This is a genomic window from Polynucleobacter arcticus (genome assembly GCF_013307205.1).
Taxonomy (GTDB): domain Bacteria; phylum Pseudomonadota; class Gammaproteobacteria; order Burkholderiales; family Burkholderiaceae; genus Polynucleobacter; species Polynucleobacter arcticus.
Genome location: NZ_CP028940.1, coordinates 304,838 through 318,134 on the forward strand (window position 1 = coordinate 304,838; position 13,297 = coordinate 318,134).

General features: G+C 43.8%; 19 protein-coding genes. 14 read left to right on the top strand and 5 right to left on the bottom strand.

Annotated features, from left to right (window positions below; genetic code table 11):
- Positions 1 to 39: 39 nt before the first annotated feature.
- From DN92_RS01695 to DN92_RS01735, 9 genes are all read left to right on the top strand, one after another.
- Positions 40 to 1,181 (top strand): IS3 family transposase gene (locus DN92_RS01695; protein ID WP_173959624.1). Its coding sequence is split into 2 segments (ribosomal slippage): positions 40 to 307 and positions 307 to 1,181, totalling 1,143 coding nucleotides; the frame shifts between segments, so codons are not numbered across the junction.
- Between the two features lie 330 nt (positions 1,182 to 1,511).
- Entirely contained in the window at positions 1,512 to 1,790 is a 279-nt protein-coding gene (locus tag DN92_RS01700) for a type II toxin-antitoxin system RelE/ParE family toxin (RefSeq protein WP_173959625.1), read from the top strand.
- Positions 1,790 to 2,125 carry a HigA family addiction module antitoxin gene (locus tag DN92_RS01705; protein ID WP_254598315.1) on the top strand — a complete coding sequence of 112 codons (336 nt, stop codon included), beginning with the start codon at positions 1,790 to 1,792 and terminating at the stop codon, positions 2,123 to 2,125. Before DN92_RS01700 ends, DN92_RS01705 begins: the two co-directional genes overlap by 1 nt.
- 10 nt (positions 2,126 to 2,135) lie before the next feature.
- Positions 2,136 to 2,609 carry a hypothetical protein gene (locus DN92_RS01710; RefSeq protein WP_173959626.1) on the top strand — a complete coding sequence of 158 codons (474 nt, stop codon included), beginning with the start codon at positions 2,136 to 2,138 and terminating at the stop codon, positions 2,607 to 2,609.
- A gap of 211 nt (positions 2,610 to 2,820) precedes the next feature.
- Positions 2,821 to 3,858, top strand: coding sequence for an STAS-like domain-containing protein (locus DN92_RS01715; protein WP_173959627.1), 1,038 nt, complete (start codon positions 2,821 to 2,823; stop codon positions 3,856 to 3,858).
- A gap of 477 nt (positions 3,859 to 4,335) precedes the next feature.
- The gene (locus tag DN92_RS01720; protein ID WP_173959628.1) at positions 4,336 to 4,704 is read left to right on the top strand and encodes a hypothetical protein; all 369 of its coding nucleotides are present in this window, start codon (positions 4,336 to 4,338) and stop codon (positions 4,702 to 4,704) included.
- 361 nt (positions 4,705 to 5,065) lie between these two features.
- On the top strand, positions 5,066 to 5,320 hold the full coding sequence (locus DN92_RS01725; protein ID WP_173959629.1) for an AbrB/MazE/SpoVT family DNA-binding domain-containing protein: 255 nt from the start codon (positions 5,066 to 5,068) through the stop codon (positions 5,318 to 5,320).
- The gene (locus tag DN92_RS01730) at positions 5,320 to 5,646 is read left to right on the top strand and encodes a type II toxin-antitoxin system PemK/MazF family toxin (RefSeq protein WP_173959630.1); all 327 of its coding nucleotides are present in this window, start codon (positions 5,320 to 5,322) and stop codon (positions 5,644 to 5,646) included. The genes DN92_RS01725 and DN92_RS01730 overlap by 1 nt, the downstream gene beginning before the upstream one ends.
- A gap of 220 nt (positions 5,647 to 5,866) precedes the next feature.
- The gene (locus DN92_RS01735; protein ID WP_173959631.1) at positions 5,867 to 6,187 is read left to right on the top strand and encodes a hypothetical protein; all 321 of its coding nucleotides are present in this window, start codon (positions 5,867 to 5,869) and stop codon (positions 6,185 to 6,187) included.
- Between the two features lie 118 nt (positions 6,188 to 6,305).
- Here the strand turns inward: DN92_RS01735 and DN92_RS01740 are convergent, their stop codons facing one another.
- On the bottom strand, positions 6,306 to 7,262 hold the full coding sequence (locus DN92_RS01740; RefSeq protein ID WP_173959632.1) for a site-specific integrase: 957 nt from the start codon (positions 7,260 to 7,262) through the stop codon (positions 6,306 to 6,308).
- A 294-nt stretch (positions 7,263 to 7,556) separates the two neighbouring features.
- On the opposite strand from DN92_RS01740, the gene DN92_RS10675 reads away from it, so the two are divergent.
- Positions 7,557 to 7,688, top strand: a complete 132-nt coding sequence (locus tag DN92_RS10675) for a hypothetical protein (protein ID WP_302479687.1) — start codon at positions 7,557 to 7,559, stop codon at positions 7,686 to 7,688.
- A 23-nt stretch (positions 7,689 to 7,711) separates the two neighbouring features.
- Here the strand turns inward: DN92_RS10675 and DN92_RS01745 are convergent, their stop codons facing one another.
- The 4 genes from DN92_RS01745 to DN92_RS01760 all read right to left on the bottom strand — a co-directional run bounded on the left by DN92_RS01745 (position 7,712) and on the right by DN92_RS01760 (position 10,932).
- A complete protein-coding gene (locus DN92_RS01745) occupies positions 7,712 to 8,797 on the bottom strand; it encodes an MraY family glycosyltransferase (RefSeq protein ID WP_173959633.1) in 1,086 nt (361 codons plus the stop codon).
- A gap of 102 nt (positions 8,798 to 8,899) precedes the next feature.
- Positions 8,900 to 9,607, bottom strand: coding sequence for a M23 family metallopeptidase (locus tag DN92_RS01750; protein ID WP_173959634.1), 708 nt, complete (start codon positions 9,605 to 9,607; stop codon positions 8,900 to 8,902).
- Positions 9,608 to 9,737: 130 nt separating this feature from the next.
- A complete protein-coding gene (locus DN92_RS10625; protein WP_254598316.1) occupies positions 9,738 to 10,337 on the bottom strand; it encodes a hypothetical protein in 600 nt (199 codons plus the stop codon).
- A 4-nt stretch (positions 10,338 to 10,341) separates the two neighbouring features.
- Positions 10,342 to 10,932, bottom strand: a complete 591-nt coding sequence (locus tag DN92_RS01760) for a hypothetical protein (RefSeq protein ID WP_173959635.1) — start codon at positions 10,930 to 10,932, stop codon at positions 10,342 to 10,344.
- 72 nt (positions 10,933 to 11,004) lie between these two features.
- Here DN92_RS01760 and gspG point away from each other — a divergent pair, with 72 nt between their 5' ends.
- The 4 genes from gspG to DN92_RS01780 are packed head-to-tail and all read left to right on the top strand — an operon-like array spanning position 11,005 to position 13,199.
- The gene (gspG, locus tag DN92_RS01765) at positions 11,005 to 11,517 is read left to right on the top strand and encodes a type II secretion system major pseudopilin GspG (RefSeq protein ID WP_302479688.1); all 513 of its coding nucleotides are present in this window, start codon (positions 11,005 to 11,007) and stop codon (positions 11,515 to 11,517) included.
- Positions 11,518 to 11,545: 28 nt separating this feature from the next.
- Positions 11,546 to 12,070 (top strand): prepilin-type N-terminal cleavage/methylation domain-containing protein, encoded by a 525-nt coding sequence (locus DN92_RS01770; protein ID WP_173959636.1) that lies wholly within the window; start codon positions 11,546 to 11,548, stop codon positions 12,068 to 12,070.
- Complete coding sequence (locus DN92_RS01775; protein ID WP_173959637.1) at positions 12,067 to 12,480, top strand: type II secretion system protein; 414 nt, start codon at positions 12,067 to 12,069, stop codon at positions 12,478 to 12,480. The genes DN92_RS01770 and DN92_RS01775 overlap by 4 nt, the downstream gene beginning before the upstream one ends.
- Complete coding sequence (locus DN92_RS01780) at positions 12,477 to 13,199, top strand: PulJ/GspJ family protein (RefSeq protein WP_173959638.1); 723 nt, start codon at positions 12,477 to 12,479, stop codon at positions 13,197 to 13,199. The genes DN92_RS01775 and DN92_RS01780 overlap by 4 nt, the downstream gene beginning before the upstream one ends.
- Positions 13,200 to 13,297 lie beyond the last annotated feature (98 nt).

The following is a 13,297-nucleotide window of genomic DNA, read 5'->3' on the forward strand; positions in this document are numbered from 1 at the left end:
AGGATTTTTGATAATCTTCACCTTAAAGGAGTGCTAAATATGGCAAAAGGCCAACGTCTTAAACCCGAGCAAATCGTCACCTTATTGCGTCAAATCGATGTCCTGACAACGAACGGCAAAACCCTAGCCCAGGCCTGTAAAGAAGTGGGAACGGTAGAGCAAAGCTACTATCGTTGGCGCAAGATTTATGGCGGCATGAAGGTCGATCAAGCTCGTAAGTACAAAGATCTAGAACTGGAAAATACCCGACTCAAGAAGCTCGTAGCGGACTTATCGCTACGAGAAGTCATGCTTAAGGAAGTCATTAAGGGAAACTTCTAAGCCCTACTAGGCGTAAAAATGCAGCGCAGCTGCTCATGGACCAGCATTCTATCTCTGAGCGGACTGCCTGCAGTTTAGTGGGGCTATCTAGAGCAGCGTATCGCTATATGCCATTGCCTAGAGATGACGAAGAGCCCCTTAGAGCCGAAGTCATCCGCATGGCCAGCACCTATGGCCGTTACGGTTATAGATTTATTGCGGGCATGATGCGTAACGCTGGTTGGGGGCAAGCGACTACCGCCAAGGTTGCTCGCATCTGGCGGCAAGAAGGCCTAAAGATCCCACAAAAGCAACCTCCTAGAGGCAGACTCTGGTTTAACGATGGCAGCTGTATGAGGTTGCGAGCTACTCATACCAATCATGTTTGGAGTTATGACTTTGTCTTTATCAGGGACGCTTATGGTGGCAAGATCCGGATGCTGACCATGATTGATGAGTTCAGTAGAAAGTGTTTAACGATCCACTGCGCTAGACGAATTGGCTCAATCCAAGTGATTGAACAACTGGCCAACGCCATGATTACTCACGGCATCCCCGAGCACATCCGAAGTGATAATGGCCCAGAATTTATTGCTAAAGAGCTGCGTAGTTGGTTATCTGGCATTGGAGTAAAGACAGCCTACATTGAACCGGGCAGCCCTTGGGAGAATGGCTTTTGTGAAAGCTTTAACGGCACCTTTAGAGACAATCTTTTGGATGGGGAGATCTTCTATAGCTTAAAAGAAGCCCAGATCATCGTGGGGGAGTGGGTTAAGCATTACAACCATGTCAGGCCGCATAGCGCTTTAGGTTACAGACCACCAGCACCCCAAACCCAAGTACCCCAAATAATACAAAATCAACCCATGTTGCTGCAATGATTTACTATAGAAAAACTCTCTTTGGTAGTGGACCTAAATTGACAGCAGTTCACAAAGAGATGCAATCGATGTCTCGCCACCGGCTCATGAGGCTGAATAAAGAGGGCCCTTTAAAGAGGGCGGATACGGGCGGCATCAAATAAAAAGCCGTTTTTTACAAAACAGACTGATTCTCAACTGGGCCGTATATCAATCTCTAAAGGGATCTGTTTTAGAGCTTGAGTAGGGTAGTGATCGGTGCGCTAATGCCATGTCTCAGACCTCAAATTTTATGTAATGGCTTCCTTGACATTGTAATTGTACGCATTACAATAATAAAAAAGGAAAAGCATGATCGTATCGTTTCGTCATAAAGGGCTGGAGAGCTTCTTTATTAAGGGAAGCTATAAAGCTATTCCAGCGCAGTTCGCTGCCAGAATCGAGCGAATGTTGGATCGTTTAGACGCTGCGATCATGCCGGAAGATATGGATTTACCAGGATTTAAGTTTCATCAGTTAAAAGGGGTTCGCAAAGGCGTTTACTCAATCGTCGTATCGGGAAACTGGCGTATCACTTTTAAATTTGATGGCGATAATATGATTGAAGTTGATTTGGAGGATTATCACTAATGACTAAAGCGATGAGAAGTTTAAGAAACCCAAACCGCAAGCCAACCCATCCAGGTGCTCTGTTGCGCGAGGATGTTTTGCCTGATCTAGGAATTACTCAAGCTGCCTTTGCAAATTACTTAGGCGTGAGTCGTTTAAGCGTTTCGGAGATCCTTCATGAAAAAAGAGGTGTCAGCGCTGAGATGGCCGTCAGAATTTCTAGGGTGATTGGTGGAACGCCAGAGAGTTGGCTGCATATGCAAGAAGCTGTTGATTTGTGGGAGGTGCAACAGAGATTTAAAAGTAATCCTGCAATTGCTCCATTGGTAGCGAAACCCTTGTTGGCTGCTGCATAAGAAAAAAGCAATGCAATGGATTATTGATTTAACCAAATTAAATTATGGCCCGTATTTCATCCAAATTTTTCTTTTTGGTGTGTTTGCTTATGTAGCGCGACACTATTTTCCATTATGGGTTGCTGAGCAGATTAAATTGCAAACTCAAAAAGACCATACTCAATTTTCTGAAGCTTTGAAGTGGGAATTGAAGGGTAGAGAGCAGGCAGTAAAAGTAGCGGAGTATCTTGCTCTAGCAAATACACTTAAAAACTCTTCGTCTGAAGAGGAGTATCGAAAAGCAAATCAACTTTCATGGGAGCTAGCTATGTGGCTGCCCAAAGATATCTATAAAAAGATGGTTCAAGGGGTTATAAATCGAAATGCAGATTCTAATGAATTGGCAACCGTTATTCAGGTTAGGAAATTGCTGTTGGGTGATAGCTCGGGTAATTTAACTGCAGAGGATGTGGCTGCACATGGGCCATCAATTGGTAGACAATGATTTGTGACCAAGACCAAAAACTATAGATGTCTAGGGGTGGAGCGAAATAGCTGTTTGAATTGAGCTATATTCGGGTTAATTGGTTAGTTAGGCTCCCTAACTCAATGTATCGTGACACATTTTGAGATGATTTTTTTGTAAAAAACTTTACAATAAATAAACAAAACTTTACAATAATACATAGATACTTTACAAATAACCAAAGGGTGAAATGACTCTTGCCACGACAAAACGCTCGGAGATTATTCGTCGCTTCTTGCTAAGCGGCATTAAGACTAAAAATAGTAACGTTATTTTAGACGCTACAGAAGCATTTGGGATATCCCGGCAAGCCGTGCATGCCCATTTAAGCGCATTAATAAAGCAAGGTTATTTAGTTGCCGTTGGCAATACGAAGGGACGCACCTATCAGCTGGGAGTCAATCGATCTGAGTCAGGCATATTCTCGCTAAAAGATTTACAAGAGTCCGATGTGTATTACCGTGATTTTGGGTCGATCTTTGCCGACTTACCTCGTGAATTAGAAAGTATTTGTCATTATGGTTTTACAGAAATGCTTAATAACGCCATTGACCATTCTCTAGGAGTGACGGTGGTCATTGGTGTTGAGCGAAGTGCAGAAAAAATTGCTATCACCATCATGGATGATGGAGAGGGGATCTTCAATCACATTGCTCGCTTGAAGAATTTGAGGGATCCGAGAGAGTCAATCTTGGAGCTAAGCAAAGGAAAGCTCACTACAGATCCTGATAATCATACTGGTCAGGGTATCTTTTTTACTTCCCGGGCTTTCGATGAATTTTTTATTGTGTCAGGCGATTTAGCGTTTTCACATCTCGAGGTATATGAGGATGATTTTTTACTACATAGAGAAAAAAATCAAAAGGGAACCAAGATCTATATGGAGATTTTTCTAAATACGGATCGAGTATTAAAGTCCATCTTTGATGAATATACTGGCAACGAAGATCAAGACTATGCGTTTAATAAAACAGTGGTACCAGTCAAGTTAGCGCTTTATGAGGGGGAAAGGTTAGTATCCCGTTCACAGGCAAAGCGAATACTCAATCGCGTTGATCAATTTGAAACCGTACTCTTGAACTTTAAGGGGGTCGATATGATCGGCCAAGCATTTGCTGATGAAGTGTTTAGGGTATTTGCAAAACGTAATCCCCAAATTTTTATAGACGCTATTCATCAAAATGCTGATGTGGAAAAGATGATCAAAGCAGCAAAAGCGGGCGAATGAGGGTTAATGATTTGATGCCTTCTATGGGCTAGTATCGGGTGGTTAATTGTGTGTGCTTAACCCTATTTTTGGCTGAGTTGTATTGCTCTATTAGAAATTATAAAGTATAATTTGTATATACAAATTAATGGAACATTCATGAAAAACCTCATTAATTAGCCCCGATACTGAAGAAAAACTAATCAAAAAACATGGTTTAAGGCGGATTGACGTGGAGCAGTGCTTTAGGAATAGAGAGCGCTCTTATTTACTGGAAACACGACCAGAAAATAAAACTGAGCCATTGAGTGAGTGGTTTATATCTGAAAATGATAGAGGTATATTGATCAAGGTTGTTTGTATTTTCATAGAAGGCATGATTCACCTGAAAAGCGCATTTCCTCCAAATGATGAAGAGATTAGTATATACAATACAATGTCTGAAAATTACTAAAAGTGTTGGCAATCAAAAGCAGATAATTGAAATAGAGGACAGTGATGACTACAAACGAAAAAACAAAAAAGATTGAAGCCGCCCAGGACGCTTGGGAAAGTGGCAAGTTAGGTAGAGATAGTAAATATGCCGTGGCAGCTAGCAAAGAGCTTGGCGATCAAATCGATGATGCATTGGGTTTGCAAATGATCTCCATTCGGCTGGATAGAGAATTAATTGATACATTCAAGCTTTTGGGTGGGAAATACCAAATGGGCTATCAGCCTTTAATGCGGGAAGCATTAAAGCGGTTTGTCGATGGTGAGCTGAAGATGGTTGCGATTGAGGCTTTGGAAAAACAAAGCTTAGCAAGATCAAAATCAAAGGATGATCAAAATCACCCCAAGAAAGAAAAGGTAGCCAAGGCTGCATAAAGTCAAAGCTCTACCAGAGGCTCTTTCATTACGTGGAATGGTCTTGATTCTCCCAAGGATTTAATAGAAAGCGCACCAAAAATGCCATCAACTAAATCATTTAAAGAAACAGTCTATTTGCGAATGGTGCGTGATCCTGCTTTCAGGCTAGCCTTACTTCAAGAGGCGCTCTCTGCTTTACATATGGGGGATATACCCCTTGGAAAACTCATACTACGAGATTTACTTATCCACAATTAGCCTTGAGAGTTATGCCTGCTAGGCGCTAGTATCAGACTCATCTATCAAGTTATATATTTATATAATATTTAAACATGGTAAAATTCGTGTTATATTTTTATATAACTCAAGGGGGCAGGAAATGCAGACAAGCTTGAGAAAAGTAGGTGGTTCGATAATGATGGCGGTTTCGCCCGCATTTTTAGAGGAGTTAAAGATTCATTCGGGTTCAATGGTTGATGTTGCGCTGCTAGAAGGTCACTTAGTAGTAAAGCCTATTACCAAGCCTAAATATAAATTGACTGATTTATTGGCAAAATGCGATACGAAAGCCAAAATGCCCAAAGAGGACAAGCAATGGCTTGAGCTTGCTCCAGTTGGCAATGAGATCTTGTAATGAATCGAGGCGATATCTATTTGGTTTCATTAGACCCTGCTTCTGGCCATGAGCAAAAGGGAATGCGTCCTGTGCTCGTAGTTTCGCCAGGATCTTTTAACAAGTTAACGAAGACGCCAATGGTGGTGCCCATCACAACAGGCGGAAATTTTGCAAGAGTTGCTGGATTTACAGTCGACCTAGTAGGCTCTAAAACAGTAGGCGTGGCCCGGTGCGATCAACTCAGGGTGCTGGACTTGGTGGCAAGAAAAGCAAAGAAGTTAGAGGGTGTTTCGACTGACGTAATGGATGAAGTATTAGCCAAATTATCGACATTAATTACTTAGCATTGTTCTTCAAATAATATTTCTTTATGGGAAATTTACAAGTCAATCATCAAGCTTAGTGAATTATCTAGTAAGGCCATTTTCTTAAAAGCTGCAGATAATTTTTTAAATGCCTATATGAATCCTGCCTTTGGTGCATTGTCCCAAGGGTCATCCATTTTTAGATGGCAATAGACGTGCCATGCTTCTGGTTCATGCTGAGTGATGTTTTCGTGCGAACATGTCTATTGATTGGGTTGGCACTGACAAGACTACTTATTTAGAAGCATTGACCCGTGAGATTGAAGATCCGCATGCTGGCCTTTTAGATCGCTTACAAGCTTGCAGAACAAAACGTAAGTTCATCAACAGATGGCTCGAAATGACGAAAGTGATTATTCGTACTGGTGCAGTTAAAGGATTTTTTGAGCGCGCACGAAAAGTGGCGCAAAAAGCGGATAGTGGAGAGCCAATTTTCAAGTCAGAAACCATCACATTTGAAGGCCCTCAAGAAAAGGCTATCGCTCTTTCGAATCGAGCCGTAAAGGATCGTGGTGCTTGAAAAAAAACTGACTTCGAAACTCGATTACTGCAACTAGCCTAGAGCATAGTCCCGCTACGAAGTAATTGCTAATCAAAATTGTGCATAGATACATTAATAAAAGATGGCGAAGATGACCCTATTCAATTTCTTCATAAGGGCTAGTGAAGTTTTCTATGTATTTCATTACGGTATCCGTCTTGGACCATCTTCCTCTACTCATGATCATGGGCATGCTGGCGCCCGATGTGAGTAAGTCTTGGGCAGCACCTACTCGCATAGAGTGCCCACTGATTTGATCGATGATAGATTGATCGAGATTGGCGCTTTTAGCCAGCCTTTTATAGATGCGATTAACTTGACCCCCACCAAGACTTTTTAGCAGGATATTTCCTCGGCTTATCCCTCTAAATAAAAATCCTTCAGTAATTTGGGCTTGCTGTATCCACTCTTGAGTTGCTAGATAAGTTAACTTTCTGATGTGGGCGATTCTGCCGTCGCCCTCTTGATCAGTTTTACTTTTCCGTATGCGCATATGGTAATAAGTGTTTCCCCCTTTGGTATGTGTGGATAAGTTATTCACTTGATAGGAGACCAGCTCACTTCGGCGGGCCAGTGTGTCATAGGCAATTAATAGCAGAGCTCTATCTCTGTAGTCTCGGATGGATTCGAGATTTTCAGGAATTAATTTACTTAAAGTTTCCCATGTAATGGGGTGAGCTTGTTTTCTATAGCGCCCCAGTTGGCGATGCATTCTTTTCATTTCCAGTTTGACATCGGGATGAGCTGTTACATCAGTAAATGAATTAAGCTGGTGTATTGATGACAGTCCACATATCGCCCTGCGAATGCCGGCTGAGGACTTGCCAATGGCAATGAGCCTTTTTATAAAAAGACAAACTGCTTGGGGTATGGCTGGTAGTGAGCTTAAGCTATGTTCATCACAAAATGCAATGAAACAAATAAAGTCTTCCTTATAGGCGCGAATAGTGGCTGGAGCATAGGCGCCACTGATTTTTTGTATAGTTTTATTTAGTAGACTGTTCGGATTCGGATTCGGATTCGGGTTCGGATTGGGATTGACCGGCTCTGTCATGGTGCGCTATTTATTATTTGGTGGATTCCTTGAGAGTAATCAGATAGTCACATCACGGATGACTAATTAAGGACCAGATTATCTTGATTCATATGTATGAGACTGCGGATCGCAGATGCCGCTATCTTTTTGAGCTTGTCGTTTTAAACGCTGGCGAAAATTAATTCCACTTCAATTATGGCGATGTATTGTTATCGCACGCACCAATTCCTACATTCACTTCAGTATCTATCGACTGATTTATTCCGCTTCGTACTTTAGGCTTGACTGATCCTCTAACCTAAAGGAGTCTTCATGTTATCGATTGAATATGTGCACAAAAGAGTGAAGTTATTTCGGATTGAATTGAGGCTAGTGGTACTCGCCAGTCTCTTGGTAGCGATTCTCATTTGGCAAATACTGCGTGTACTGATGGTGCTGAAATAGTAGATCAGTATTTTTAAGTGAGTCTAGGATTGGGGATGCATCCATTGTGGCGTTCTAAATGTCACGATTTGCTTATAGAGCCATACATAGGCAATGATGAAGATTAGTAAGCATCCAATGAGTATGGCAGTGGAGTTGTAAAACAAAATTGCTGGAACGACTGCTAGGCTACTGAGTACCCAAAGATAGGGTGATGTTCTGGCATTGGCGCTAAACCAATCACTCTCACTAGTAATGTGGGTTTTATTGAGGATGCGTCTAAAGATCAGTGAATGAAAGTGAATGCCATCCGGATGGCCTGGACTCTTGCCTTGATGAAATTTTCTGCGATAGATAGTAAAGACTGTTTCTAAGATAGGGTACGCATTGAGCATCAATGCAAACCAAGGAGAAATCTCCCCATGTCGGCTAACTGCAAGAATGCTCATGATCGCAATCCAAAAACCAATGAGATAGGCACCACCATCGCCTAAAAAGATCAAGCCTCTGGGGTAATTCCAAATAAAGAACCCTAAGATGGCGCCTGCCATGATCAAGCTCATAGATAAGATCATTGGATCATTGAATTTAAAGCCGATATAGCTCAGCCCCAATAAAGAGATGATGCCTACCATGCTCGATAGCCCATTAAAGCCATCGATAATGTTGAAGGCATTGGCTAAGCCAGTCACAGCAAATATGGTGAACAGTATTGCCACTGCTGGTAGAGCAAATACATAATCTAATCCTGGAATATCTAGACTTTGAATTTGTACATTCAAAAAAAGGCAGGCTAGTAGCGCCCCAAATGCCGTAAACATAAGACGAGTACGTACACTCACTTTCTTGGTAATGTCTTCTGCAACACCAATGCTAAATGCAGGGATAGCGCAAAATAAGAGCAACAATTCGGTAAAGTTCGACACGTCTTCTTCATAGCGTAGAGCAATCGCAAAGAAGAGGCCCAGACCAATGGCAACCCCACCAATTCTGGGAACAGGCCCCATATGAAACTTTTGTGGTCCAGCAAGATCGTGATCGCCGCTAAATCCTCCATGCAATTTCTGGGTGCGAATAATCAGAATAGTCGCAATAAAGGATACAAAAAAAGCGGTTAACAGGCTAATCATCAATTCATTATAAATTCTATTATTTCTTGTTTAGATAATTTAAGTCAGTATTAACCATAGCTGTTGATATCAATCGCTTCAAGGATCGCAGTTTTAGCTTTTTTAATTAGTCGGCCCTGTAATCCGCGATCGCACAATCACATAGGGTTCTCCCGAGGGCCGGGTATTTTTAGAGGAATACAGCACCTCTGGCTTCATTTTCCCGCTGGCGAACTGGGCTAGTTGACCAGGGGCTTTGAGCTTTTTGGAGGTAAAAATCAGGATATTCTGATTGTTGGGGTCCTTACTGGGATAGTGACCTGCCAGTAGGAGCATGGGATCGAACGGCTTGCCTAAATAACTGACTTCAAAGTGTAAATGGGGTCCAGTGGATCTGCCAGTACTACCTACAGTAGCAATGATTTGCGATTGCTTAACGAGATCTCCTTTGTTAATCAACATGGTTTGTGCATGCCCATACCGAGTGGAATAACCCTGCCCATGATCAATTTCTACTAAGTTGCCATACCCAGGAGCGTAAGCAGCATAGGTCACTCTGCCATCTCCCGTTGCCAGAATCGGGCTCCCAGCCTGCGATGGAATATCGACCCCATTATGTTGCTCATGTTCACTAGTAAACGGGCTAGTTCTGACCCCAAAAGGACTGGAAATGGTTTTAGCGCTAGAAGGGTTAGCCCCGATATGCTGAGGCTGAGCAAAAGCAAGTGCTGGCGCCATACCAAGCCAGAAACTGTATTTGAGGGCATGGATTCGCAATGGGTAGCATTTGCTAGCCAGTTTATGGAGGCGCTGTTGTTGATCGGATTTCATATTCTGCTGATGCTCTTAAGTGTCGGCCTTAGTGCCTAGTTCAAAGTAATTAACTGCAGTTACTAATCGCAGCTTCATACTTTTTAATAACATTCCCTCAACCCACCATCAGAGGATTTTTATTAGCCAGCTACCACGTTGAATCAAATACCTTGATTTTGAGCTGTAGTGCAATAGCACCATGCACACGATCGCCAATGGTTGGAATGAGAAACACATTTGCTCCTACCCAATTCCCTTCCCAAGTTAAGGCTGGTACTGCTGAGGCAAACCAGCCGCCGTTATTGGTTTGGGGGTATCCATTAAACCCACCAAAGACAGCGCCAACTTTGATTGGGCCAATGGCAATGGGCTGGTAATACACGCCAGCATAGTTAGAGTAGGCGCGGTCGCTGTTGTAAAAGCGTCCGGCTGTGACTGAAGCAACGGTATTAAAGCGGTACTCCAAGCCTGCACCCCAGTTGCCCCCATTCAGATTCTTATCTTGTTGAAAGTGATACGAAACCATGCCCGGATTAATCCAGAGTTGACTTTTGGTCTTAGGTTCTAGAATCTGAAAGAAGTTATCGCTTTTATCAGCTTTGGTATCTGAGCTTGTTTGGGCATTGCTTGATGTCGTTGATGTAGGTGCCGTAGTTTGTGCCTGCGCATGTGCACTCCGTACAAGGGCTGTAAGCCCAACTAGGGTGAGGCATATTGAAAGCGATGTTCGTAGAACGGCGCTCTTCATCTGCTTATTTCTTGCTGGCGCCTTTAGCACTTTGATTACCTTTAGCAGGACCTGACTTATGTAATTTGAAATCCAGTTTTTGACCTTGATACAAAAGGGTGGCTGATTCATCACCAATGCTGTGTAAGGTTAGGCCCTTACCGAGTCCTTCGCCAACACTAATAGCATTCGTTGGCTTGCCATCAATTTCAAAAATAGCAAAGCCGTCTAAGGAGCCATCTTTATTCTTGGAGGTAACTACGATACCCTGCAGGTAGATATTTTCAGTGACCAATGGTTTATTGCCAAATAGGTCATAAGCAGCGCTAGCATCTTGATTGGAATACAAGGTCATGCCTTTGTTCATGCCTAAGGCACTCTGTCCTGGTGCTGAAGGAACTTGTGCCACTCTCATGAGCCAATAGGTAACTGAGACAGCGCACGCGAGCATCAAGATGTAAGTCAAGAGTCTACTGACTCCTATAGGGCTGATGAATGCGCTATTGGCAGTGAGCATAGTATTGAGCTTGTTGCCAGCAGATGGAGATGTCTTTTGGGCATGGTCATTTCGTCGCGGGTTGACGACTGTTTTTGCTTCTTTAATGCGTGTTCGCATTTGCTTGATAAATTCGCTCAAAGTAACAAAATACCTATAAAATTTAGACCAGTTTAAATCAATGAAAGTGCCATGTTTATGTCTTTCTGCAATCTACGCCTGTTTAGTCATAAATCATCCAAAAACTCCCCTGTTCGCTCTGAATTAGCCCAAACGCTGAATCGCAAAAGTGGTGAGGCGGGATTTACTTTAATTGAAATTATGGTGGTCATTGCCATTATCGGTATTTTGGCTACGTTGATTGTTCCAAAGATCATGGGTCGCCCTGATGAAGCGCGTGCCACTGCAGCCAAGCATGATGTGGGCACCTTGGTACAAGCATTTAAGTTATATCGTTTAGATATTGGCCGCTATCCCACGTCTGAGCAAGGAATCAAAGCTTTAGTAGAAAAACCCACTTCTGAACCTGTTCCTCAGAACTGGAAAGCAGGTGGTTATTTAGATTCCATTCCAAAAGATCCTTGGGGCAATCCATACCAATACGCTAATCCAGGTACTCGTGGTGAAATCGATGTCTTTAGCTTTGGTGCAGATGGTAAAGCCGGTGGAACCGGAACTGATGCCGATATCGGTAACTGGCAGTAAGCTATCCACGGGGGATCCTCAGTCAAGCATGCTGCGTAAAAGCAGTCGTGCTCAGGATCATGAGCATGATCAAGCCCAGGCTCAGGCTGGTTTCACCTTAATTGAGGTACTGGTAGCTCTTGCGATATTTGCCATTGTGATGGCGGTTGCTGTCTTAGCGATACCGAATCACGATGATCGCTATTGGCGAGACAACTTAAATCAACTGGTGGCTTCGCTCAATTTAGCGCAAGACGAAAGTGCGATGTCCGGCATGACAATGATTGCACAAGTGGACAGTAATGGCTGGCGCTTTTTTACTCCCGGCGCTGCGGGTAGTGCTGCTAGCAATGTGCCACCGAACTTCAGTAACTCTAGCGGCTTGATGCCCGACGTGTATCAAGCAAAAAATTGGTACAAGCCAGTCGATATGGCGCCGCTGTTGCTCACACTGGGTGGTGAGCAGGTAACAGCAGTGTTGCAAATTCCGATTAGACAAACCACCAATTCTGAAATACGCCAAGCTCTTTTGATTCGTAATCGCAATGGGCGCTTTAGTTGGAATAAGCCATGAGCCAATCTTTGAATGCAGATCGCAATGGTTTTGCTCTCGTTGAAGTGCTGGTCGGACTGGCAGTGCTCAGCATTGCCATGCTGGCAGGCCTTCGTGCAATTGCTAATGGGGCTGATACGCAGTTAGCTGTATCCCAGCGGACGATGGCTTTGTGGAGCGCAGACAATGCCCTGATGAGCTTGCGTGCGACTCGTGTATGGCCAGAGCTAGGTACCACTACCTTTAGCTGTCCTCAAGCAAGTTATGTTTTTGTCTGTCAACGCAAGGTGATCAGCACTCCCAATCCGGCTTTTAGAAGAGTCGAGCTCACGGTGTACATATCGAGCCCTGATAGCGCTGAAGTAGCCAGTGGCCCGCGCTTAGCCTGGTTAACTACAGTGGTCTCTAATCCGACTGGCGGTGTAATGTGAGCAATCACACACCACTTGTATTGCCATCTTGTGATTCAGCCTGCGCGATTAATGACAAACAATCTGATCGCGGCTTCGCCTTAATGGAAATGGTAGTGGCATTAGTCATCATGGCATTAGTCGGCTTGATGGCTTGGCGCGGAATGGATGCCATGATTCGGGGGAATGAGGTGATTGATAAACGTGCCAATCAAGACGCTGACTATGCTCAATTGGTGCGTCAGTTTGAGCGCGACTGTCAGTCTGCCTTAAGCAAAGATGAGATTGCTAGCTTGGCCGGTTCGGCTAGTTCGGCATCGGGAAATGCAATCACTAGTCCCATAGCGGCTGGCGCAAAAAATATTTGGTTCTTACGTCGTTACCGTGCAGACAATAGCGATGCATGGTTAATCGCAGGTTACGTGATTGGCCCTGCAGGCTTACAGCGCTGGACTAGTCGACCGCTGACACAAAGAACTGATGCGGGTGCTTTATGGACGGGTATTGCGCGTGATCCCGATCTCAGCTCAAGTGATCTTTTGGTGAGCTTGGAATTACCCTCTATCGTGCGCCAATCTTTTCAGGTTCAGACTGCAGTTGTGAGTGGGGTAGGGGCAAATCCAAGTGCGAGCACCAGCACACCGCTTGTTGCTGATTCTCAAGGTGTGACGATGCAGTGGTGGGTAAAGGACATGACCTTTCCGATTACGCGCTCTTGTCTCATGGGCGGGGCACTCTAATGCAAGACCGCTTCTTGGTTAACCGTGAGCGTGGCTCGGCTACTGTTACTGCGCTCATTGTGGTGGGTGTGGCGGCTGTTTTATTGGCTGGATTGATG

Coding starts and splice junctions, on each gene's coding strand:
- DN92_RS01700 (WP_173959625.1), top strand. CDS start 1,512: ATGATCGTATCGTTTCGTCATAAAGGGCTGGAGAGCTTCTTTATTAAG.
- DN92_RS01730 (WP_173959630.1), top strand. CDS start 5,320: ATGAATCGAGGCGATATCTATTTGGTTTCATTAGACCCTGCTTCTGGC.
- gspG (WP_302479688.1), top strand. CDS start 11,005: ATGTTTATGTCTTTCTGCAATCTACGCCTGTTTAGTCATAAATCATCC.
- DN92_RS01735 (WP_173959631.1), top strand. CDS start 5,867: ATGTCTATTGATTGGGTTGGCACTGACAAGACTACTTATTTAGAAGCA.
- DN92_RS10625 (WP_254598316.1), bottom strand. CDS start 10,337: ATGAAGAGCGCCGTTCTACGAACATCGCTTTCAATATGCCTCACCCTA.
- DN92_RS01725 (WP_173959629.1), top strand. CDS start 5,066: ATGCAGACAAGCTTGAGAAAAGTAGGTGGTTCGATAATGATGGCGGTT.
- DN92_RS01750 (WP_173959634.1), bottom strand. CDS start 9,607: ATGAAATCCGATCAACAACAGCGCCTCCATAAACTGGCTAGCAAATGC.
- DN92_RS01705 (WP_254598315.1), top strand. CDS start 1,790: ATGACTAAAGCGATGAGAAGTTTAAGAAACCCAAACCGCAAGCCAACC.
- DN92_RS01770 (WP_173959636.1), top strand. CDS start 11,546: ATGCTGCGTAAAAGCAGTCGTGCTCAGGATCATGAGCATGATCAAGCC.
- DN92_RS10675 (WP_302479687.1), top strand. CDS start 7,557: ATGTTATCGATTGAATATGTGCACAAAAGAGTGAAGTTATTTCGGATT.
- DN92_RS01710 (WP_173959626.1), top strand. CDS start 2,136: ATGCAATGGATTATTGATTTAACCAAATTAAATTATGGCCCGTATTTC.
- DN92_RS01745 (WP_173959633.1), bottom strand. CDS start 8,797: ATGATTAGCCTGTTAACCGCTTTTTTTGTATCCTTTATTGCGACTATT.
- DN92_RS01775 (WP_173959637.1), top strand. CDS start 12,067: ATGAGCCAATCTTTGAATGCAGATCGCAATGGTTTTGCTCTCGTTGAA.
- DN92_RS01720 (WP_173959628.1), top strand. CDS start 4,336: ATGACTACAAACGAAAAAACAAAAAAGATTGAAGCCGCCCAGGACGCT.
- DN92_RS01760 (WP_173959635.1), bottom strand. CDS start 10,932: ATGCGAACACGCATTAAAGAAGCAAAAACAGTCGTCAACCCGCGACGA.
- DN92_RS01715 (WP_173959627.1), top strand. CDS start 2,821: ATGACTCTTGCCACGACAAAACGCTCGGAGATTATTCGTCGCTTCTTG.
- DN92_RS01740 (WP_173959632.1), bottom strand. CDS start 7,262: ATGACAGAGCCGGTCAATCCCAATCCGAACCCGAATCCGAATCCGAAT.